Source organism: Bifidobacterium reuteri DSM 23975 (assembly GCF_000741695.1).
GTDB classification, from domain to species: domain Bacteria; phylum Actinomycetota; class Actinomycetes; order Actinomycetales; family Bifidobacteriaceae; genus Bifidobacterium; species Bifidobacterium reuteri.
Window position 1 is genome coordinate 259,271 of record NZ_JGZK01000006.1, and the last position, 21,235, is coordinate 280,505.

Annotated in this window: 15 protein-coding genes and 4 tRNA genes; 13 read left to right on the top strand and 6 right to left on the bottom strand. The window is 59.6% G+C overall.

What is annotated here, in order from left to right; translation table 11 throughout:
* Nucleotides 1-5: 5 nt before the first annotated feature.
* Nucleotides 6-926: a LysR family transcriptional regulator gene (locus BREU_RS07740; RefSeq protein WP_044088512.1), complete on the top strand. Its 921-nt coding sequence runs from the start codon at nt 6-8 to the stop codon at nt 924-926.
* 55 nt (nt 927-981) lie between these two features.
* On the opposite strand, the gene BREU_RS07745 is transcribed toward BREU_RS07740, so the two are convergent.
* The 3 genes from BREU_RS07745 to BREU_RS07750 all read right to left on the bottom strand — a co-directional run bounded on the left by BREU_RS07745 (nt 982) and on the right by BREU_RS07750 (nt 3,073).
* Nucleotides 982-1,614, bottom strand: a complete 633-nt coding sequence (locus BREU_RS07745; protein ID WP_238567029.1) for a DNA-binding protein — start codon at nt 1,612-1,614, stop codon at nt 982-984.
* Between the two features lie 961 nt (nt 1,615-2,575).
* Nucleotides 2,576-2,728: a hypothetical protein gene (locus BREU_RS12100; protein WP_162178917.1), complete on the bottom strand. Its 153-nt coding sequence runs from the start codon at nt 2,726-2,728 to the stop codon at nt 2,576-2,578.
* A 271-nt stretch (nt 2,729-2,999) separates the two neighbouring features.
* Nucleotides 3,000-3,073, bottom strand: a tRNA-Pro gene (locus BREU_RS07750).
* A gap of 204 nt (nt 3,074-3,277) precedes the next feature.
* Here BREU_RS07750 and BREU_RS07755 point away from each other — a divergent pair.
* The 3 genes from BREU_RS07755 (at nt 3,278) to aroA (ending at nt 6,544) form a co-directional block, all read left to right on the top strand.
* Nucleotides 3,278-4,450, top strand: a complete 1,173-nt coding sequence (locus BREU_RS07755) for a hypothetical protein (protein ID WP_044088511.1) — start codon at nt 3,278-3,280, stop codon at nt 4,448-4,450.
* 127 nt (nt 4,451-4,577) lie between these two features.
* A complete protein-coding gene (locus BREU_RS07760) occupies nt 4,578-5,126 on the top strand; it encodes a type 1 glutamine amidotransferase domain-containing protein (RefSeq protein ID WP_044088510.1) in 549 nt (182 codons plus the stop codon).
* A gap of 86 nt (nt 5,127-5,212) precedes the next feature.
* Complete coding sequence (gene aroA / locus BREU_RS07765) at nt 5,213-6,544, top strand: 3-phosphoshikimate 1-carboxyvinyltransferase (RefSeq protein ID WP_044088509.1); 1,332 nt, start codon at nt 5,213-5,215, stop codon at nt 6,542-6,544.
* Nucleotides 6,545-6,745: 201 nt separating this feature from the next.
* Here aroA and BREU_RS07770 read toward each other — a convergent pair whose 3' ends face one another.
* The 3 genes from BREU_RS07770 to BREU_RS07780 all read right to left on the bottom strand — a co-directional run bounded on the left by BREU_RS07770 (nt 6,746) and on the right by BREU_RS07780 (nt 12,521).
* Complete coding sequence (locus BREU_RS07770) at nt 6,746-7,975, bottom strand: acetate/propionate family kinase (protein WP_044088507.1); 1,230 nt, start codon at nt 7,973-7,975, stop codon at nt 6,746-6,748.
* Between the two features lie 83 nt (nt 7,976-8,058).
* Complete coding sequence (pta, locus tag BREU_RS07775; RefSeq protein WP_044088506.1) at nt 8,059-9,729, bottom strand: phosphate acetyltransferase; 1,671 nt, start codon at nt 9,727-9,729, stop codon at nt 8,059-8,061.
* A 314-nt stretch (nt 9,730-10,043) separates the two neighbouring features.
* Entirely contained in the window at nt 10,044-12,521 is a 2,478-nt protein-coding gene (locus BREU_RS07780; RefSeq protein WP_044088505.1) for a phosphoketolase, read from the bottom strand.
* A 445-nt stretch (nt 12,522-12,966) separates the two neighbouring features.
* Between BREU_RS07780 and guaA the strand changes: the two genes are divergently transcribed.
* The 9 genes from guaA (at nt 12,967) to BREU_RS07825 (ending at nt 20,876) form a co-directional block, all read left to right on the top strand.
* Nucleotides 12,967-14,529: a glutamine-hydrolyzing GMP synthase gene (guaA, locus tag BREU_RS07785; RefSeq protein WP_044088504.1), complete on the top strand. Its 1,563-nt coding sequence runs from the start codon at nt 12,967-12,969 to the stop codon at nt 14,527-14,529.
* A 312-nt stretch (nt 14,530-14,841) separates the two neighbouring features.
* On the top strand, nt 14,842-16,323 hold the full coding sequence (locus BREU_RS07790) for a DUF1846 domain-containing protein (RefSeq protein ID WP_044088503.1): 1,482 nt from the start codon (nt 14,842-14,844) through the stop codon (nt 16,321-16,323).
* Nucleotides 16,324-16,481: 158 nt separating this feature from the next.
* Nucleotides 16,482-17,504 (top strand): ribose-phosphate diphosphokinase, encoded by a 1,023-nt coding sequence (locus BREU_RS07795; RefSeq protein WP_044088502.1) that lies wholly within the window; start codon nt 16,482-16,484, stop codon nt 17,502-17,504.
* A 213-nt stretch (nt 17,505-17,717) separates the two neighbouring features.
* Nucleotides 17,718-17,788: transfer RNA gene (locus BREU_RS07800), tRNA-Gln, on the top strand.
* Nucleotides 17,789-17,898: 110 nt separating this feature from the next.
* A complete protein-coding gene (glmU, locus tag BREU_RS07805) occupies nt 17,899-19,281 on the top strand; it encodes a bifunctional UDP-N-acetylglucosamine diphosphorylase/glucosamine-1-phosphate N-acetyltransferase GlmU (protein WP_044088501.1) in 1,383 nt (460 codons plus the stop codon).
* Between the two features lie 3 nt (nt 19,282-19,284).
* Nucleotides 19,285-19,719 (top strand): ribosome silencing factor, encoded by a 435-nt coding sequence (gene rsfS, locus BREU_RS07810; protein WP_044088500.1) that lies wholly within the window; start codon nt 19,285-19,287, stop codon nt 19,717-19,719.
* 122 nt (nt 19,720-19,841) lie between these two features.
* The gene (locus tag BREU_RS07815; protein WP_044088498.1) at nt 19,842-20,552 is read left to right on the top strand and encodes a histidine phosphatase family protein; all 711 of its coding nucleotides are present in this window, start codon (nt 19,842-19,844) and stop codon (nt 20,550-20,552) included.
* A 110-nt stretch (nt 20,553-20,662) separates the two neighbouring features.
* Nucleotides 20,663-20,735 (top strand) — tRNA-Ala (locus BREU_RS07820).
* Nucleotides 20,736-20,803: 68 nt separating this feature from the next.
* Nucleotides 20,804-20,876, top strand: a tRNA-Ala gene (locus BREU_RS07825).
* Nucleotides 20,877-21,235 lie beyond the last annotated feature (359 nt).

A 21,235-nucleotide genomic window follows, 5' to 3' on the forward strand; every position in this document is an offset into this window, starting at 1 on the left:
TCGCAATGTACGACAGAAGACTGGACGCGGTGATCGCCGCCGCGCAGACCGGCAGCTTCGCCAAGACCGGCCATCGCCTGCATATTTCCACGCCGGCGGTGGCCAAACAGGTCAATACGTTCGAAAGGGAGTACGGCCTGACGCTGTTCGACCGATCGCGCAGCGGCGTGCAACTCACCAAAGCCGGCCGAGAGTTCGTCGAGGACGCGCGGATGATTGTGCGCCAATGCGAGGAGATCCTGCGCCGTGCGCAACAACGCGGCACCGACGGCATCGCCACCGTTCGTCTTGGCGTTTCCATCCTGCGCCCCGGCCGCCGTATCCTCGACCTATGGCAACGCGACGCCGGCAAGCACGCCGACATCCGCCTGGAACTGGTGTCGATGCCCGACGACTCCGAAGCCATCAACGACATCATCACCCATCTCGGCGAAAACATCGACCTGATCTCCACGGCGTTCGACACCGGCTATTGGAACGACATATGCAGCACCGTCGCCCTCGATTCCGAGCCACTGTGCGTGGCCGTGCCACGCAACCACACGCTGGCGAGACGCGCACGACTCACATTGAAAGACCTCGAAGGCACGCGCATCCGCATCCTCAAGCACCATCGCGGCGCCAACGACACGGCTCGGGACTTGTTGGAACAATGCCCTTCCATCGATTTGATCGACATCGACCACTACTACCTTGACACGTTCAACGACTGCGCCGAATCCGGCGACCTGCTCATCTCCAAACCGATGTGGGCCGGCATTCACCCACAGCTCGTCAACGTAGCCGTGGACTGGCCCGAACCGGTCATCATGCACTACGGGCTGCTCTATCCGCTCGATGCCACCCCGGCAATTCGCACGTTTATCTCCCGCATCGCCGCACTATCCGGCCTTACTGGCGAACCCCGTGCACTACCTCATTCATGATCCTTGGGCCTTTGTCTTCCGTCTCCTGGCTTGCGGGATTGGTGATATCCGCCGTCTACTCGATAGACCGTGGCTCGTGTTCGAGCACGAGTTTCATCTTGCTGTTGTCCATCAGCCACGAGTACAGGTTCCGGTCCAGAATCATCGCCAGATCGAAACAGGCCCGCACCGCGTCCGCCAGTGTGATGCGCCGGTTCTCGCCCGGCAGCGGGACGCCGTTGACGAGCGGCTCGTGGTGGGCGACCCGGTTGCGCAGGGCATGCACGGTCTTGACAATGTTCAGCGCGTAGTTTCTTGTCCACTTGGCGTTCGCGTCCGCTGCGTGCCGACGGCCGCCAGGGAAGGACTTGACGATGCCTTTGCGCCAGAGGTCGTTCTCGTAATCGGCGCTGCCCTCGTCCGGCCAACGAGCATGGATTGCGCCGCCGTTCTCCAGCAGATTGCGCCAGAACCCGAACGTCAACGCCGCGACGAGATGGCCATGCGTGTGCCATTTCTTCTGCTGGATGGTGAGATGGCCCCATGCCTCACGGATCTGACGCTGAGTACGGTCGTCGAAACGCAGCCCCGCCATGTACCAGTCCTCGGTGCCGGCCTGCTCCAAGGCGATGAGGGACAGCTGCCGATCCATGCGGTTGCGCAAGGCGACTTCAAGGATGGCGATGTCGCCCATGCACGCGCTGGCCATGTCATGATCCCACAGGTACAGTCGCAAAGCCGGGCATGAACGTCTCCGTGCTTCGGAGTCATAGGATGAGAGCCGTTCGTTGGTGATGCACGAGCGTAACGCCCTCTCCTGTGGACTGCCCTTCCGGGGAGTCTGTGAGAGGAAATCGGCTGCTGGGTTTGACTGTCGGCTCATAACCCGTTATCATATTCCATGAAATCCCCCAAAGGGCCTCTCCGGACGGTCTTCGACTGAGCCGTGATGCACTGGGGGTTCTCTTTTATCCGGATGATTTGCCCGGATCCTGTTATCGATGTTATCGAAAGGCTTCCTTCCCGTAGAAGGCCATCTGCTCGTCTCCCCACCATGCAAGAAACCGCTAGGCTGTCTCGCCGTTATGCCCGCTGCTGCCGAACGCCCCATCGGTGGAAGCCAAACGCCATTGGTTTCCTCGGACAACGCTGCGGCAACGAAACCGTAACCGATGGAGGGAATGGCCGGGCCTCCGAAATTCCGGTATTCATACCATGAATGATCCCGCGCATTGATCAACCGCAGTTCCTCCACGGCCAACGGCACATCGAACTCATCGGCCTCAATGGGAATCATTTTGCCCGACATGGACGCCGGATAGCCGTACTCTCCGTTGGTCCGCTCGTAATCATCAACCCATGATTGGTCAACCCGGTCACGAGTCCACGGCGATGGCCATGAGCTTGACCTCCATTGACCGTTAATCAGATACGCGAATATACGTCGATTGTGGCGGACATGCCCTTAATCATATCTAAAACCATTGGAATTACAGGGATTGTGGGCTATCTCATGATGATAAAAATGTTGGTGGATTCGCCCAATCCGTTAACACCGGGATTTTGCTAACGCGCGGTCTCGAAGCAAAAGAAAGAATACGACATTAATTGGCACATACAAGGATTCTTGGGGTCGTGTCGTTTAGGCATGACCCCGAGAATCAGCAGCGTCAGATGCCGCTCTTGCTGAGTTTGCCGCTGAATGCTTGGTTCACGAGGGTGTAGACGGCTTGGGCGACGCCGATGACGCCGAGCAGGACGCTGACGCCGAGGCTGGTCAGGCCCACGTAGTCGGCGGGGATGTACTTCTTAAACGCCTGCACGAGTGCGGGCGCGACGTGAATGCCCGGTAATCTCGGATGGGTCTTTCCAGTTCCACTGTCACTTTGAATACACCAAAATGCGAAAAGTCGCGTATTCAGACTGATCGTGATCGGAATGGTTGGACGAGGTGGCCGATGCAGTGGGCTGCGTTAGGATGCGGGAGCTCGCACCCGGAAGAGCCGGAACCTCATTCATCGGATAAAAACGGATAAACCGGGTCGATGCAGATAAGTAAAAAGCCCTGCTTCCAAGCGGGAGTAGGGCTTTCGGTCGGGCTAGCCGGATTTGAACCGGCGACATCCTGCTCCCAAAGCAGGCGCGCTACCAAACTGCGCTATAGCCCGTATGCTGCAAAACCATCATCCGGTCTTACGGCACAAAGTAATATTGTATCTTATGGTTGGACCGGGACACGGTCTAGAATGAATCTCTGGGCAGGTATTTTTCACCTGATGATGTCATGATGGTTGGCATCCGGTCATGAGTACGTGCCGCATTGTGATTCGTCAGGATGGTTTATTGCGGTAGCGGGAGGCGTGGAGGAGATCATGGGGAGGCATCAGCGGTCAGAGACCTCCGGGCTCATTTCATTCGTGATTTGCGCCATTGTGGGTGCCGTGTCCATGAACCTCTATATGGAATACGCTCCGGCCATCTGGCAGCTGACCCAGCGCCGCTTCATGGTGTGCTCAGGTGTCGTGGCGGCATGTGGCGTCATCTCCTTCATCGTGGGATACGCCCGCAAATCGAGCTCGCTGAACCTGCAGCATGGCTGGTTCGTGCCCATCCGCCGTATCATCGAGATCGTTTCGCTTTCAGTCGTGTACGGTGCCACCATTTTCCTCTCATCGTTCGCGCTTATCGGCGCCGCGAACGACATGATGGGCAACGCCATATTCGCCGGCTATATCTCCAGCGTTTGCGCGGGGTTCGCCGGTGTCGTGGGATACATGACCTTCGTGCAGGCGGAGATGATGAACGCCAAGACCATCGCCAGCCTGCTGCCGTTCTTCGTGATATCCGGCGTGATCACCGCTGGAGTCACCACAGACGACCCGTACTGGTACCACAACAACTTCTCCCAGTTGGGCGACCGTACCACGTTCGCGGCGCGCATGTTCAATTCCACGCTCATGTTGGCGGGTACATGCATCATCATCGTCAGCTATTTCGCTATCTCCGAGCTGGTGACCACCGAGCGTCTGCAACGCCTGTGGCATGACCGCACCAAAGCCGACCCCAATCGCGGATACATGATTCCGCATTTCATGGTTCGCATCGGCGTTCTGGCGGCATTGCTCACCATTTCGGGACTTGCGTTCATCGGCATCGGCGCATTCAGATACACGCCCCACAATCTGATGCATAACATCTGTGCAAAGGGCCTGCCGTTCGTCATGCTGCTGTTGTTCGTATTGCTGCCATGGCTGGCTCCGCGCATCTCCAAAGCGGTGATGGTGGCCTCCGATCTGGCCGCCTTGGTCTGCGCAGGGTTCTGGGCCAACATGATGATGGGACATAATACGTTGACGAACGTGGAGGCCTTGGCAGGACTCATGTTCCTTGGATGGTTCATCGTATTCTCCCGTCAGATTGCAGCCATCGAAGCCGATCGCGTGGAGGCGCAGCTGCTGCATGCACAGATGGTCGAAGGCGGTATGGAGCAGGGGATTGACGAGAAGGAGCCGACCATCGAATCCCGCATCGCCGCGGACCGTTGATATCCGACCGCTACGGCCGCAGCATGCCTGCTGTACGGTGATTCCTGCAATCGCCTGACGGCGGAACGGCATGTCGTGCCGCATAATGGATGTTGGAATTAATGACCATCGCCATCAAGGAGGAACCATGGCTGTGGAAAACGCCAAAGTACTGATCATCGTGAACAACTGGGGCATCGAGGAGACCGAGCTGACACGTCCGCTGCGCGACCTCAAAGCCGCAGGCGCTCAGGTGACGCTTGCGGCGACCACGCTCGACCCGTGCGAGACCGTGCAGCATGACCGCTATGAAGGCGAGACCCTCACGCCTGATGCGCTTCTTTCCGATGTGCAGGCAACGGACTATGACCTGTTGGTGGTGCCGGGCGGCACGTGCAACGTCGACCGCATCCGCGTGAACAAGGACGCCATCGCCTTGGCCCAGGAGTTTGCGCATGAAGGAAAGCCTATCGCCGCGATCTGCCACGGCGCATGGCTGCTGGTCAACGCCGAACTGATCGCCGGCAAGACCGCATCCCCCTGCCGCTACATCGCTGCCGACATCGAGAACGCCGGCGGACATTACGTGGACAAGCAGCTGACCATTGATGATGAGAACGGCTGGCGCCTGATCACCTCCCGTAAGCCCGACGACCTCGACTACTTCGTCGACGCCATCAAGGACGCGCTCGCCTGATTGGCGCTACAACACACGGCTGTGATTCCGACACCATGTTGGACACAGCTGTTCTTGCATGCTTCAGGCTTGATACATTGGCTGATATGACAGAACACATGAATCTTTGGCCTGCGCCTTTTGCCGCCCAGCCGTTGAATGCGACGGTGACCATCCCAGGTAGCAAATCATTGTCGAACCGTTACCTGATTCTCGCGGCGTTGGGCTCGATGCCGGTGCGTCTCATTGGTCTTCTTCGCTCTCGTGACACCGACTTGATGATGAAGGCGCTAGAATCGCTGGGCGTGCGTTGTGAAGTCGACACCGACGTCGAGACCACGGTGACGGTGATTCCGCCGTCGCATGGCCGATTCCACGGCAATGTCGATCTGTTTTGCGGACTTGCCGGTACGGTGATGCGCTTCGTGCCGGGATTGGCCTTGTTCGCTGATGGACCTGTGCATTTCGATGGCGATGAGCAGGCGTATGCCCGCCCGATGAAGCCGGTATTGGACGGATTGGAGCAGCTGGGCGCCACCGTGGAGTACCACGGCGAGATCGGCAAACTGCCGTTCACAATCACGCCGCCCGCGACGTTGCCGCGAAATCCTGCTCAGGTCAGCATTGATTCCTCCGGTTCCTCCCAGTTCATTTCCGGTTTGCTGTTGATCGGCTCACGATTGCCGGGAGGTCTGATACTGCGGCATACGGGGGAGAAGACTCCGAGTCTGCCGCATATTCGCATGACTGTGGCCGATGTGGTCGCGGCAGGCGGGACGATTGATGCTAATGAAGCTGCACGCACGTGGACTGTGGAATCTCGTTCATTGCAATTGCCGGATACGGTGACGGTCGAGCCTGATCTGTCCAATGCTGCGCCTTTCCTTGGCGCTGCATTGATCGCCGGTGGCGTTGTGCGCGTGCCGCATTGGCCGGAGACCACCACGCAGCCGGGAGGTTTGCTGCCCGGGTATCTGGAGCAGATGGGCGCCACGGTATCATTCCCGGTGATTGACGGTATTCGATACTGTGAAGTGGCCTCTGACGGCACGGTTCATGGTCTGGGTACGTTCGATCTGACAGCGGCAGGGGAAATCGCGCCGTCATTGGCCGCGATACTGGTGTTCGCGGATGCCCCGACCGATATGGTGGGCATCGGTCATCTGCGCGGCCATGAGACGAATCGGCTGGAAGCGCTCGTCAATGAGATCAGCCGCGTCGGAGGAGAGGCCGAGGAATTACCTGATGGGCTGCGCATCGAACCCGTGCCTGTGGGTGCATTGCATGGTGCCGTCATGGAGACCTATGCCGATCACCGCATGGCCACATTTGCGGCGATGCTGGGATTGCGTATTCCGGACGTCCAGATCATCGATGTGGCCACCACCCGCAAGACCCTGCCCGACTTCGTGGGAATGTGGAGCGGTATGCTGGCGTGATTGGTGTTGCCTATATATCGCTGTTCTGGGCATATGCGTATCAGTTGGGGGCCGTTTTCGGCTTTTTCGTGATACGGATATGCCCAGAATCCGTTTTAGAATACGCATAAAACGAATGGAGGGCTTTGACGTGTAACACGTCAAAGCCCTCCATCATTCCAGCCGTTATGACTGGCTCAGCCGTACCGGCGAATCAACAATTCACTTGGCGAACTGGTTGCCGTAGGTGTCTTCGCCGGCCTCGGCGATGGCGGCGGACTTGCGGGCGATGGCCAGCTCCTCGTTGGTCGGGATCACAGCGATGATCACGGAGGAGTCCGGGGTGGAGATGACGCGCGGCTGCTTGGAGCGGGTGGCGTTCTTCTCCTCATCCAGCTTGACACCGAACGGAGCGAGCTTGTCGCACACCATCTTGCGCACGATGTCATCGTTCTCGCCAACACCAGCGGTGAAGGTGATCACATCGCAGCCACCCATCTGGTAGGTGTAGTTGCCGATGTAGCTCACGATGCGGTGCACGTAGACATCGAGTGCCAGCTTGGCGTCCTCGTTGCCCTCGGACACCAGACGGTGCACTTCGCGCAGGTCGCCGAAACCGGTCATGCCCATCATGCCGGAACGCTTGTTGAACAGGGCATCCAGCTCATCCACGTTCATGTGAGCGTTGCGGATCAGGTGGAAGACCACGGCCGGATCGATGTCACCGGTACGGCCACCCATAACCAGACCCTCAAGCGGGGTCAGGCCCATGGAGGTCTCGACCGGCTTGCCGGAGATTTCGGCGGAGGCGGAGGCGCCGTTGCCGATGTGCAGCACAATCTGCTTGAGGCCCTCAGCCGGCTTGCCGATGACTTCCGGCACCACGGAGGAGATGTACTCGTGGGAAGTGCCGTGAGCGCCGTAACGGCGGATGTGGTACTGCTCGGCGATGTCCTTGTTCAGCGCGTAGGTGCTGGCGGCCTTCGGCAGCTGGAAGAAGAAGGAGGAGTCGAACACGAAGATCTGCGGCACATCCGGCAGGAGGGAGCGCATGACTTCGGCACCCTTGGCTTCCGGGCCGTTGTGCAGCGGGGCGAGCACGGCCAGATCCTTGACCTGATTGATGGTCTTGTCGGTGACCAGTGCCGGCTTCGGGAAGATGGAGCCGCCCTGCACCACACGGTGGCCGACTGCCACGATGCCGGCTTCGGACAGATCCGGGCCATACTCCTTGAAGAAGCCGAGCACGCGCTTCAGACCCTGCTCGTGGTCGTGAATCGGCTCTTCGAGTTCATGCTTCTCGCCGTTGTACTCGTGCTTGTAGTGGCCGTCAATCGGTTCGCCGATCTTCTCGACGAGACCGGAAGCGATACCTTCGCCGGACTCGAGATCAACCAGCTGGTACTTGATCGAGCTGGAACCGGAATTGATGACAAGGACGGTTTTCGCCATTGTGGGCATCCTCCATTGTGATTCGTTTGTTCCCGTGAGCACACGGGTTACCGTTGTTTAGAATACTCGTTGCTTGCTACAAACTACTGCGCTTCGATGGCGGTCAGGGCGATGGTGTTGATGATGTCCTGAACCAGGGCGCCGCGGGACAGATCGTTGACCGGCTTGTTCAATCCCTGAAGCACCGGGCCGATGGCCAGCGCGCCGGAGGAGCGTTGCACCGCCTTGTAGCCGATGTTGCCTGCGCACAGATCCGGGAACACGAACACGTTGACGTGTCCGGCGACGTCATTGCCCTTGGCCTTGGTTGCGGCCACAGTGGGGGACCATGCGGCATCGAACTGGATGGACCCGACCACCGGCAGATCGGGGGCCTTCTCCTTGAGCAGCCTCGTCGCTTCCTCCACCACATCGACATCCGGGCCTTTGCCGGAGCCGAGCGTCGAATAGGACAGCATGCCGACCTTCGGGTCGATGCCGAACGCGCGGGCGGTCTCGGCGGACTGCAAAGCGATTTCGGAGAGCTGCTCGGCATCCGGATTGAGGTTGATGGCGCAGTCGGCGAATACGGCCACATGGTTCTTGAAGCACATGAGGAATGCGCCGGAGACCAGTTTCTGGCCTGGTTTGGTCTTGATGACCTGCAAGGCGGGACGCACGGTATTGGCGGTGGAGTTGATCGATCCGGAAACCAGACCGTCCGCGTAACCCATCACGACAAGCATGGTGCCGAAGTAGCTGGCATCGGCCAGCTGCTGACGCGCCTGTTCCTCGGTCATGCCCTTCTTGGCACGCAGCTCGCAGAGTTTGGCCACCATGGGATTGAGGATGTTCTCATCGTCCATAGCCTGGAAGCGGGCGCGGTCGAGGTAATCGAGGCCCAGCTCCTTGCCGCGTGCCAGGATTGCATCCTTGTCGCCGACGATGATGAGGTTGACGATCTCGCGTTCAAGCAGGTAGTTCGCCGCCTTGATGATGCGGTCTTCTTCGCCTTCGGGCAGCACGATGGTCTTCTTGTTGGTCTTGGCTTTGCCCAGCAGACCGAATTGGAAGGCATACGGTGTGATGGGGGCTTCGGCATCCACATCCAGCGCGGCCAGGACCTCTTCGGTAGGCACATACTTGCGGAAAGTCTCCAAAGCGAGGTTCTTGTTGGACTCGTCGGTGAAGGATACCTGCGGCAGGGTCCAGACCGGCAGCCCGTACTTGGCGAGTGCCTCCTTGACGGATACGGCGTGACGCGGCTCGCATCCGGTGACGAAGATGCCGAGCACCTTGTTGCCGGCGGCTTCCATGCCCTCGATGGACAGCTTGACCGTTTCATCGAGCTCGTGTGGCCAACGATCGATGGTGGCGATTGTCAGGAATACGCCGGCCTGCAGGTCCGCGGCGACATTGGCGTTGAACTCATAGGTGGTCGGATCGTTGACATGGGACTTGTCGGTGCCTACGATCAGCGCGGCATCCGCGCGGGAGACGTCCAGTGCGTCATTGAACGCGCCGACGATGTCGCCACGGGCGGTCTCCTTGTCTGCACGAACCTTGTGAATATCCAGACCAGTGGAGAGCGCCACGCCGAGTCCCGCGTTCGAGGCGGAAAGCAGCACGGGCGTGAAATCGTCATGGTTGGATACCGCCGGGCGGAATACCATCGTCTTGTATTTTGAAGTCAATGCATTGAGCACGCCATAGGCCACTACGTTGCGTCCATTGGCACCTTCCGGGCTGGCGATGTAAACACGGGTTGCGGTCACGATGTTCGTCTCCTTTGATACTCACATGATTGGAACCACATATTATTGTACTGGTGATTGCCGCTGTTCGGCGTGATTTCGTTTTTGTGGCGGTGCCGTAGGCTTGCTTGTTCCGGCGCGCGCATGCGAGATGGGCACACGGGGAGTGTGGCACACGGGGAGTGTGGAGTACAGGGGAGCGGTCTTGGAGGCGATTGGTCGATGTATGGCGTCGATGTATGGCGTTCATGCGGTACAAGGTAACAGAAAAGCCCGGAACCGAAGTCCCGGGCTTTTCTGTTATGCCGTTAGGCTAGCACTGCCGAAACAGTGTCTCACTCGTTGTCGCCAGCGGTTGCGGCGGTAGCGGTGACGGCACCCTTCTCGGAGGTGTTCAGGCCGGAGTACACCCAGTCGGTGTAGTCCGGGTGATCGTAGCCGTTGTCGACAGCGAACTGGAAGGCCTCGTCACGGAACTTCTCGAGCTCGTCGATCTTGGCGGCGTACTTGTCGGCGTCGATCATGCGCAGAGCCTCAGCGGTCAGCTCGTAACGATCGATCTCGTTCACACGAACCATGTCGTACGGGGTGGTGGTGGAGCCTTCCTCCTCGTAGCCGTGGACGTTGAAGTTGTCGTGGTTCGGGCGATCGTAAATCAGGCCGCGCACGTCGTGAGCGTAGGAGTGGTACGCGAACAGCACCGGCTTGTCGGCGGTGAAGATGTCGGCGAACTCCTCGTCGGACAGGGCCTCGTCGTTCTCCTTGGCGGACTGCAGAGCGAGCAGGTCAACCACGTTGACGACCTTGAACTTGATGCCGAGTTCCTTCAGCTTGTCGGAAGCGGCCATGATCTCCTGGGTTGGGACATCGCCAGCGGCGGCAAGCACGATCTCAGCCTCGTCGTTGGACTTCGCGGTGGAAGCCCAATCCCAAGCGGCGGCACCCTTCTCGAGCTCGGCACGAGCTTCGTCGAGGGACAGCCAAGTGGCGGCCGGCTGCTTGCCGGCGATGATGGCGTTGATCTTGTTGGTGGACTTGTAGCACTTCTCGGCGATGGCCAGCAGCATGTTCGCATCGGTGGCGAAGTAGATGCCGATGACGTGGTCGTTGTGGAAGCACTTGTTCAGCAGCAGGGAGGTGACACCCGGATCCTGATGGGAGAAGCCGTTGTGGTCCTGACGCCACACGTGGGAGGAGACCAGCAGGTTCATGGAGGCGATCGGCTTGCGCCACGGAATCTCGCGGACGGTAGCCTCAAGCCACTTGGCGTGCTGGTTCAGCATGGAGTCGATCACGTGCACGAAGGACTCGTAGGAGCTCCAGATGCCGTGACGACCGGTCAGCAGGTAGCCCTCGAGGAAGCCTTCCATCTGGTGCTCGGAGAGCTGCTCGACGACCTGGCCGGAGACGTGCATGTGCTCGTCGACCTCGTCGGAGATGTAGCCGGCATCCCACTGCTTGTTGGTGACTTCGTAGGAAGCCTGCAGACGGTTGGAAGCGGTCTCATCCGGTCCGAAGATACGGAAGTCGTGCGGGTTGTTCTTGATGATGTCGCGGGTGTAGACACCGAGACGACGGGTGGCTTCGAGCTGACCCCAGCCGTGGCCGTACTTCTCGACTTCCTTGACGGCGTAGTCCTCGATGTTCGGCAGCTTCAGGTCGTCGCGGATAACACCACCGTTGGCGTTCGGGTTGGCACCGATACGCAGCTCACCCTTCGGCATGAAGGCCAGGACGTCGTCCTTGACGGCGCCGTTGGCGTCGAAGAGCTCTTCCGGCTTGTAGGACTCGAGCCAGTTCTTGAGGACCTCGAAGTGGGCCTCGGTGTCGCGGGCGGAAGCCAGCGGCACCTGGTGGGAACGCCAGGAGCCTTCGGTCTTCTTGCCGTCGATGTACTTCGGGCAGGTCCAGCCCTTCGGGGTGCGGAAGATCAGCATCGGGTAGAACGGACGATGCACGTTGTCGGTCTGAGCGGTGGCCTTGATGTCGCAAATCTCATCCCAGATGGTCTCCCACAGCTCGGCGAAGCGGCGGTGGATGGACATGTGGTCCTCATCGTCGAAGCCGGCGACGAACTCGTACGGCTCGTAGCCCATGCCGTGGAAGAACTCGTGCAGCTCTTCGTCGGAGATGCGGGACAGGATGGTCGGGTTGGCGATCTTGTAGCCGTTGAGGTGCAGGATCGGCAGCACGATACCATCGGTGCGCGGGTTCACGAGCTTGTTGGATTGCCAACCGGTGGCCAGAGGACCGGTCTCAGCTTCGCCGTCGCCGACGATGGCCGGGACGAACAGGCTCGGGTTGTCCATGATGGCGCCGTAAGCGTGGGACAGAGCGTAGCCCAGCTCGCCACCTTCGTGGATGGAGCCCGGGGTCTCCGGAGCGAAGTGGGACGGGATGCCGCCCGGGTAGGAGAACTGACGGAAGAACTTCTGCAGACCAGCCTCATCCTTGGTGATCTTCGGGAAGGTCTCGGTGTAGGTGCCGTCCAGGTAGGACTGGGAGGTGCCGGCAGGGCCGCCGTGGCCCGGGCCCATGATGATCACGGTGTTCTGGCCGTGGTCAGCGATGAAGCGGTTGATGTGGCCGATGAGGAAGTTCAGGCCCGGAGTGGTGCCCCAGTGGCCCACCAGACGGTGCTTCACGTCTTCGCGAGTGAAAGGCTCCTTCATCAGCGGGTTGGAACGCAGATAAATCTGGCCGATGGACAGGTAGTTGGCAGCGCGCCAGTACTTGTCAACGCCTTCGAGGGCTTCCTCGGAAACCGGAGCGTTGAGCTTCTTCCAAGGGGTGCCAATAACAGGACTCGTCATGTGTACTCCTGTACTCCTGCACGTATCCGTGCGATTGATTATTTCTGTTCGGTCGCGGGCCCCAGTTCCTTGCGGCACAAGGGTTTCCGCTTCCAATCACTCGTTATGGTACGAGGACAACACGACTTTTGAACGATTTCTTGCGGGTGTGTTCGAAATTGTTATGAAAATAGCACCATTTGTGTGCTTTTCACGATTGATTGTCACTATGTCTTTTAACGGTTCCAGTGCCGAAAATGGCGTAAAACCGCGCCAAATCTGCTTTTGCGGCATTATCCGCACGTTCGATTTAACAAAGTTAATATCGGCGTGTTGTTTCTTGCACCTATGTAGTTTGTTCGTATTTCGCACATAGTTTTATGCGTGTCGGGCTTGTCTGCTTGACCGGTGATAATCGGTGTGTTGCAACCCACGTAAAATCCCAATGAACGTTAGGGGAATATCAATGGCAAACGGTCCTGTGCTCGTCGTCGACTTCGGCGCCCAGTATGCCCAGCTCATCGCCCGCCGTGTGCGTGAGGCCGGAGTCTATTCCGAGCTGGTCCCTCATTCCATGCCGGTCGATGAGATCCTGGCCAAGGATCCCAGGGCAATCATTCTTTCCGGCGGTCCGGCCTCCGTGTTCGAGCCCGGTGCGCCGACCATAGATACTAAGGTGTTCGAGTCCGGCGTTCCCGTGCTCGGCATCTGCTATGGCTTCCAGGTCATGGCCTACGAGCTTGGCGGCAAGGTGGACAAGGCCGCTCTGGGCGAGTACGGCAAGACCGAGGCCGTCGTGGATGAGGCCGAGGGTATCCTCGCCGGTTCCCCGGCCGAACAGACCACTTGGATGAGCCACGGTGTGGCCGTCGAGCAGGCCCCGGCAGGCTTCGAGGTGATCGCCCACACCGAGGGCGCCCCCGTGGCTGCCATGGCGGACGAATCCCGCAAGCTGTACGGTGTGCAGTGGCATCCCGAGGTCAAGCATTCGCCGCTCGGCCAGCAGCTCATTGAGAACTTCCTGCACCGCTGCGCCGCGCTACCCGACGATTGGAACGCTTCGAGCATCATCGACGATCAGGTGAAGAAGATTCGCGAAAAGGTCGGCGACGCCGAGGTGATTTGCGGCCTGTCTGGCGGCGTGGACTCCGCTGTGGCCGCCGCTCTCGTGCACAAGGCCATCGGCGACCAGCTCACCTGCGTGTTCGTCGACCACGGCCTGCTCAGGAAGGGCGAGGTCGAGCAGGTCAAGCATGACTTCGTCGAGGCCACCGGCATCCGCCTGATTACCGTGGACGCAGCCGACGACTTCCTCACCGCTCTGAAGGGCGTCTCCGAGCCGGAACGCAAGCGCAAGATCATCGGCGAGAAGTTCATCCGTACCTTTGAGAAGGCCCAGCAGCAGGTGCTTGAGGAGGCTGGCGCCCGAGGCAAGGAAGTCAAGTTCCTCGTGCAGGGCACCCTCTACCCGGACGTCGTCGAATCCGGCGGCGGTGACGGCGCGGCGAACATCAAGAGCCACCACAACGTCGGCGGTCTGCCCAAGGACATCAAGTTCCAGCTCATCGAGCCATTGCGTACCCTCTTTAAGGACGAGGTGCGCGCCATCGGCACCGAGCTCGGCCTGCCGGACGAGATCGTCTGGCGCCAGCCGTTCCCAGGCCCGGGCCTCGGCATCCGCATCATCGGCGAGATCACCAAGGAGCGTCTGGACCTCCTGCGCGAAGCCGACGCCATCGCCCGCGAGGAGCTCACCAAGGCAGGTCTCGACCGTGACATCTGGCAGTGCCCGGTTGTGCTGCTCGCCGACGTCCACTCCGTCGGCGTGCAGGGCGACGAACGTACCTATGGTTCTCCGATTGTTCTCCGCCCGGTGAGCTCCGAGGATGCCATGACCGCCGACTGGGCTCGCGTCCCCTACGACGTGCTCGCCACCATCTCCACGCGCATCACCAATGAATGCCGCCAGATCAACCGCGTGGTGCTGGATTGCACTTCCAAGCCCCCGGCAACCATCGAATGGGAGTGACATTCAGCGATGGAGCGTTAGCTGCGTTGCTCCTCGGTCGCGGTATCCGTCTGGGTATAGCGGCTTCTTCGTGAAGTATCGGGGATGGATATGCGCGAATCTATAGGCTCCGGCCGATGCGATTGATGTCGCAGGCCGGAGCCTTATTCATACTCTCGTGGCTTTCCGTGACAACGATTCTCTCTCCCCCCAGTCTGCTTCGCTGACAGCCCGTCCTGCAATCACGAACATGGTCGGGGTGTGTGGCTTCAGGACTTTTCCGGTATAATTTTGCCGTTCATGACGCTGTGAAGGAAAGAGAAGCCGACCTCCATGCACCAGGGATTCGACAACGAGAAATACATCGCTCTTCAGGCCGACAATATCAAGAAACGCATCGCACAGTTCGGCGGCAAGCTGTATCTGGAATTCGGCGGCAAGCTGTTCGACGATTACCATGCGTCGCGCGTGCTGCCCGGTTTCGAGCCGGATGTGAAATTCCGGATGCTCCAAAGCCTTACGGACGAGGTCGAGATTGTCATCGCCGTCAATGCCAATCATATCGAGAAGGCCAAGATGCGCGGTGACTTGGGCATCACGTATGACGAAGATGTGCTCCGTCTTATCGACGTGTTCCGTTCGCATGGCATGCTGGTCGGCTCCGTGGTGCTGACCCAGTACGCTGGCCAGCCCGCAGCTGACGCCTACCGTCACCGTCTCGCACAGCTGGGAGTCATCTGCTATCTGCATTATCCGATTGCTGGGTACCCGCACGATATCGAGCATATCGTGTCGGCCGAAGGCTACGGCAAGAACGATTACGTGGAGACCAGCCGTCCGCTGGTCGTGGTGACGGCCCCCGGTCCCGGTTCCGGCAAACTCGCCACATGCCTGTCCCAGCTGTACCACGAGCATCAGCGCGGCATCGACGCCGGATACGCCAAATACGAGACGTTCCCCGTATGGAACCTGCCGCTGAATCATTCGGTCAACATCGCCTACGAGGCCGCCACCGTCGATCTGGACGACGCCAACATCATCGATCCGTTCCACCTTGAGGCCCACGGCGAGACCACCGTCAACTACAACCGCGACGTCGAGGCGTTCCCCGTGCTCAAGGCCATGATGGAGCGAATCATGGGGGAGAGCCCATACCAGAGTCCCACCGACATGGGCGTCAACATGGTCGGATACGCCATCGTGGACGATGATGTGTGCCGAGATGCGGCCCGCATGGAAATCGTGCGACGTTTCTTCGATGCGGCAGTGCGGTTCAAGCGTACCGGTGCCGGGGAGGAACAGGTGGAACGCTTGCGCTCGATTATGAACAAGGCTGGCGTGACCCCTGATCTGTCGCCTGCCCGCAAGGTGGCGCTCGCCAAGGAGTCCGACACCGGGGCGCCTGCCGGGGCGATGGTGCTGCCGGATGGCCGTGTGGTGACCGGGAAAACCGGCGAATTGCTTGGTGCGGCAAGTGCTTTGCTGATGAATGCGCTCAAGGCGATTACCGGGGTGGATGACGATGTCCTCGTCATCGATGATGCGGCGATCGAGCCGATTTGCCGGTTGAAGACCGAACACCTGCATAGCACGAACCGGCGTCTGCATTCCGACGAGACGCTGATCGCGCTGTCCATCACCAGCGCCACCAGCACGGTGGGCGCGCAGGTCATCGCCGGTCTTGAACAGCTCCGGGGCTGTGACGCCTTCTTCTCGGTCATCATCTCCGCGGCGGATGAGGCCCTCTACCGCAAACTCGGCATCAATGTATGCTGTGAGCCCAAATACGAACGGGTAAGCCTGTATCACAAGTAAGGAAACGTCTCGATAGTCATATGCGTCCGTGCTGTCTGCCAGGACTGTTTCGGCGATAGTTGTCGGCTCGGTGAACAACAGGCGACGCCGGCGTGTATCGCGGTCTTCAAGAGCAGCTATGCTGGAATGTGCATCAGCGAGACCACACGTTGGGAGTAATGGTGAGCGCAATCCTTGAGGGGAAGCCTGATAAGAACCTGATTCTCGTTACGGGAAGAATCCATCCGAAACTGGCCGAAGATGTTGCACAACAGCTTGGCATCGATTTGCTGGAGACCACGGCATACGATTTCGCGAACGGCGAGATGTATGTGCGGTACACCGAATCGGTGCGAGGCGCTGACGTCTTCGTGCTGCAAAGCCACTATCAGCCGATCAACAAGGCGATTATGGAGCAGCTCATCATGATCGATGCGCTGAAACGAGCTTCGGCACGATCCATTACCGCCGTGTGCCCGTTGCTGGGATACTCCCGTCAGGACAAGAAGCATCGCGGTCGTGAGCCCATCTCCTGCCGTCTGGTCTTCGACCTGCTCAAGACCGCAGGCGCCGACCGTATCATGTCGGTGGACCTTCACGCCGCGCAGTCCCAAGGCTTCTTCGATGGTCCGGTCGATCATCTCATCGCCATGCCGGTGCTGGTCGATTACATCCGCGACCGATTCCGTGGACAGCTCGACAATGTGACCGTCGTGTCCCCGGATGCGGGTCGTATCCGCGTGGCCGAGCAGTGGGCTCAACGACTTGGCGGCGGTCCTCTGGCGTTCGTGCACAAGACGCGCGACATCACCCGCCCGAACCGCGCGGTCGCCAACCGAGTCGTCGGTGACGTGAAGGGCAAGGACTGTGTTCTGGTCGACGATCTGATCGACACGGCCGGCACCATCGTGGGGGCGTGTCACGTGCTGCAGGAGGCTGGAGCGAAGTCGGTGACTGTGGTGGCCACGCATGGCGTGCTTTCCGGTCCGGCGGTCGAACGACTGAAGGATTGTGGCGCACGTGAAGTGGTGTTGACCGACACGGTTCCGATTCCCGAGGAGAAGCGCTGGGATGGATTGACGGTACTGTCCATCGCTCCGCTGCTTGCCAGCGCAATCCGAGCGGTGTTCGAGGATGGTTCGGTCGCCGAACTGTTCGACACCTATCCGGAACATCACGGTCAGGGCTTCCTCTTCGCCTGAGGGTGAAACAGAAGTCGCCGGTTGCGGAGGCGAGGCTGTTGGCTGCGGTTCACGCAGCGCAGTCGGCTCTCGTTTCCGCGACGCGTCGGCATCAGGCGTGTCGCGGCGGATAGTCCGCTATGACACGTGTTTGAGGGCGCGACATGACGTGCCCTTTCGACAAATGCCGAACATATGGTATAAATGAACACTTGTGGGTCATAAACCCACGATTCCCCCATGGTGTAATGGCAGCACACGGGTCTTTGGAACCCTTTGTCTTGGTTCGAGTCCAGGTGGGGGAGCGATTGACGGCCGCTCGACATTCGGGTGGCCGTTCATTGTTTTTCCGTCTATTGTTTTAGATTGTTTGCAATAGCATCAGTTATTCCGACTCGAAGGGAATACGTCACTTATGGCATTATCCGCAGCCATCATCCTCGCCGCGGGCGAGGGCACCCGCATGCGTTCCAACAAGCCGAAGGTATTGCATACCTTCGCCGGCAAGACCTTCCTCAACCGTGTGATGGACTCGGTGTCCGCGCTGAATCCGGACACACTCGCCGTGGTCGTCCACTTCCAAGCCGAGCGCGTGGCCGAGGCGGCACGTTCATACGATGGGAACGTGACCATTGTCCATCAGGACGACATCCCCGGCACCGGTCGTGCAGTGCAATGCGCCATGGCTCAACTTGCCGCAGAGGGGGAGCTCGATGGTCCTGTGCTGATCGCCGCGTCGGACATGCCGTTGCTGGACAGCGACACGCTGCGCAAGCTGGTGGAGTTCCACATTGCTTCCGGTGATGGTGCCACCGTGCTCACCACGATTCTTGACGACCCCACTGGTTATGGCCGCATCATCCGTGACCGCGAAGGCAACGTGCTGCGCATCGTCGAGCAGAAAGACGCCAACCGCAGCGAACTCGCGGTGCAGGAAGTGAACACCTCGGTATACGTATTCGAGGCTTCGGTGCTCAGCGAGGCCATCGCCGGGCTCAAATCGAACAACGCCCAAGGCGAGTTCTACCTGACCGATGCATTGGAAACCGCCAAGGCCGCCGGCAAGGTCGGCGCATTCGCGGCTCCCGATCCGCTCACCGTGGAGGGGGTGAACGATCGCGTACAGCTTGCCGCCCTTGCCAAGACCTACAACCGTCGCGTCTGCGAACGGTGGATGCATGAGGGCGTGACCATTCTCGACCCGGAAACCACGTGGATCGAGGATGACGTCAAGATCGGGCGCGATGCCACCATTCTGCCTGGTTCCTTCCTGCAGGGACACACGGTGATCGGCGAGGACGTTGTCGTCGGCCCGTACACCACATTGATTGACGCCACGGTCGATGACGGCGCGGTGGTGGAGCGCTCGCGCGTGCAGGAATCCCACATCGGCGCGCGCACCAACATCGGTCCGTGGACGTATCTGCGTCAGGGCAACGAATTCGGCGAGGACGCCAAGGCCGGCGCCTTCGTGGAGATGAAGAAGGCGCACATCGGCAACGGCACCAAGGTGCCGCATCTGAGCTATGTGGGCGATGCCCAGCTCGGCGACCACACCAACATCGGCGGCGGCACCATCACCGCCAACTACGACGGCGTGCATAAGAACCGCACCACCATTGGTTCCGGCTGCCATGTGGGCGCCGGCAACCTGTTCGTCGCTCCGGTGCAGGTGGGTGACAATGTGACCACCGGAGCCGGCTCCGTGGTGCGCCATCCAGTGCCCGACGACACGATGGTGTATTCCGAGAACACGCAGCATAACGTCGAGGGCTGGAAGCCCGCCTGGGAGCGCTGATCAATGCCGGCATTGCAGGATTCCATCAACGCTGTACGTGTCGCCGCAGAAGCCGCTGACCGACTCAAGGCCACCGATATCGTGGCCTTTGACGTGGCAGATCTATTGGGCATCACCGATATCATGATGATTGCCGGCGCCTCCAACGAGCGTCAGGTATTGGCCGTGGCCGAGGAGATCGAGAAGGATCTGTATCTCAAATGCGACGGTCGCCAGCCTCGCTCACGCGAGGGACTGACCGAAGGCCAATGGGTGCTGCTCGACTACGGTGACTTCGTCATCCACGTCATGCACGATGAGGCTCGCGAATTCTATGGTCTGGAACGGCTGTGGAAGGATTGCGAGTCCATCGACCTCCAGCTCGAGCATCCCGAAACCGCTGCACATCATGAGGATGATTCGCGGATAGATGCTTATGCTTCTCTGGGCGACGAATGACGAGACTGTCGCCCAGAGACCTACAATGATGTTGTGGCGGCAGTTGACGATGGTCATGCCGCCACATGCATACGCTGCATATGACTTGTGATATTGGCACGTGTACAGGTAAGGACTGTTCCATGGCACTTCAGCATGTTCGCTCTATTTTTCTGGTCCGACATGGACGCACGTCCTATAACGCGGAACACAGGCTTCAGGGGCAGGTGGATATTCCGCTGGATGCCGTAGGGCAGTGGCAGGCTCGTCAGACTGCTGCGGCGCTGAAGGACCTGTATGTGGATCGTCGGCCGGAAACCGATCGTTGCATCATCGTATGCTCCGATCTCTCCCGTGCACATGACACTGCACAGGCTTTTGCTGATGCGCTGGACGGAGCGGAAGTGCATGATGATCCGCGTGTGCGCGAACGCAGCTTCGGCGACTGGGATGGACATGCCGTATCTGAATTGGCAGAACGTTATCCCAAGGATTTCCGTTCATGGATGGAACATCGCGGCGGGGAGCTGAAATATGGCGCCGAGCCCAAGGAGCATGTGGGGGAGCGTGGCGTCGAAGCGCTGAACGACTGGTCCACGCGTGCTGGCCTCGATACCGATCTGTTCGTCTTCTCCCATGGGGCGTGGATCGCGCAGACGCTTCAGACGTTGCTCGGACTGAGCCGTGTGGATGGCACGTTCGCTTCAGTGGTGTCCATGCGCAATGCCCACTGGGTGCGTCTGGTGCCGATGGACGTGACCGACGAGAACGGGGAGACCGTGCGCTGGCGTCTCATGGATTACAATCATGGTCCCGCCATCGCCGACACGGATGCATGGGAGCGTGAACGGTGAGACGGAGCCGCAAATTACAGGCATGTAATGGCGCGACACACCGAATGTTGCCTTAAACGCAAACTCGTCGTAATGTATACGAGGTCCAAAACGGAAAACACATTGGACACGGGGCTATAGCGCAGCTGGTAGCGCATCTCCATGGCATGGAGAGGGTCGGGGGTTCGAATCCCCCTAGCTCCACGAAGAGGTTGCTGGCTGTGGGCTGGCGGCTTCGAGATTCGCGGGGTTTCCGCGGGTCGCGCAATTTTGGGGCTATAGCGCAGCTGGTAGCGCATCTCCATGGCATGGAGAGGGTCAGGGGTTCGAATCCCCTTAGCTCCACGGGCATTTAGACGGAGAATGGCGATAATAAAGGGCGGTATTGCTGTTTTCGTGGGTGGTGGTTCGTCGTCGAGCCGTTGAGTGTGTAAGTGTGAGGGGCGTTTCCGCGTATTCTGTTTTCCGACCAAAGAAATGAACCACGGAAAACGCCTGAACAAGAGCTTATTCACCAGATTACTGAACGTCAAAGGCATGGTCGTCGAGGACGCGCGGATCATGGATTCGCCGTTGCGTCCCGAGCCCGTGCTCGAGGTGCGGGTGCGCCCGCGCGCGGGCATGCTCAGATGCTCGAGATGCGGGCGGAAGCGCCCGGGCGTATGACCGTGGCGGCGGGGTGCGCCGGTGGCGTCATCAGATTT

Excerpts from the sequence above, each read along its gene's own strand:
- BREU_RS07790 (WP_044088503.1), top strand. The coding sequence starts at position 14,842 with ATGCACCAGGGATTCGACAACGAGAAATACATCGCTCTTCAGGCCGAC.
- guaA (WP_044088504.1), top strand. The coding sequence starts at position 12,967 with ATGGCAAACGGTCCTGTGCTCGTCGTCGACTTCGGCGCCCAGTATGCC.
- BREU_RS07795 (WP_044088502.1), top strand. The coding sequence starts at position 16,482 with ATGGTGAGCGCAATCCTTGAGGGGAAGCCTGATAAGAACCTGATTCTC.
- BREU_RS07740 (WP_044088512.1), top strand. The coding sequence starts at position 6 with ATGTACGACAGAAGACTGGACGCGGTGATCGCCGCCGCGCAGACCGGC.
- BREU_RS07745 (WP_238567029.1), bottom strand. The coding sequence starts at position 1,614 with ATGGCCAGCGCGTGCATGGGCGACATCGCCATCCTTGAAGTCGCCTTG.
- BREU_RS07770 (WP_044088507.1), bottom strand. The coding sequence starts at position 7,975 with ATGGCGAAAACCGTCCTTGTCATCAATTCCGGTTCCAGCTCGATCAAG.
- aroA (WP_044088509.1), top strand. The coding sequence starts at position 5,213 with ATGACAGAACACATGAATCTTTGGCCTGCGCCTTTTGCCGCCCAGCCG.
- BREU_RS07755 (WP_044088511.1), top strand. The coding sequence starts at position 3,278 with ATGGGGAGGCATCAGCGGTCAGAGACCTCCGGGCTCATTTCATTCGTG.
- BREU_RS07815 (WP_044088498.1), top strand. The coding sequence starts at position 19,842 with ATGGCACTTCAGCATGTTCGCTCTATTTTTCTGGTCCGACATGGACGC.
- BREU_RS07760 (WP_044088510.1), top strand. The coding sequence starts at position 4,578 with ATGGCTGTGGAAAACGCCAAAGTACTGATCATCGTGAACAACTGGGGC.
- rsfS (WP_044088500.1), top strand. The coding sequence starts at position 19,285 with ATGCCGGCATTGCAGGATTCCATCAACGCTGTACGTGTCGCCGCAGAA.
- glmU (WP_044088501.1), top strand. The coding sequence starts at position 17,899 with ATGGCATTATCCGCAGCCATCATCCTCGCCGCGGGCGAGGGCACCCGC.
- BREU_RS07780 (WP_044088505.1), bottom strand. The coding sequence starts at position 12,521 with ATGACGAGTCCTGTTATTGGCACCCCTTGGAAGAAGCTCAACGCTCCG.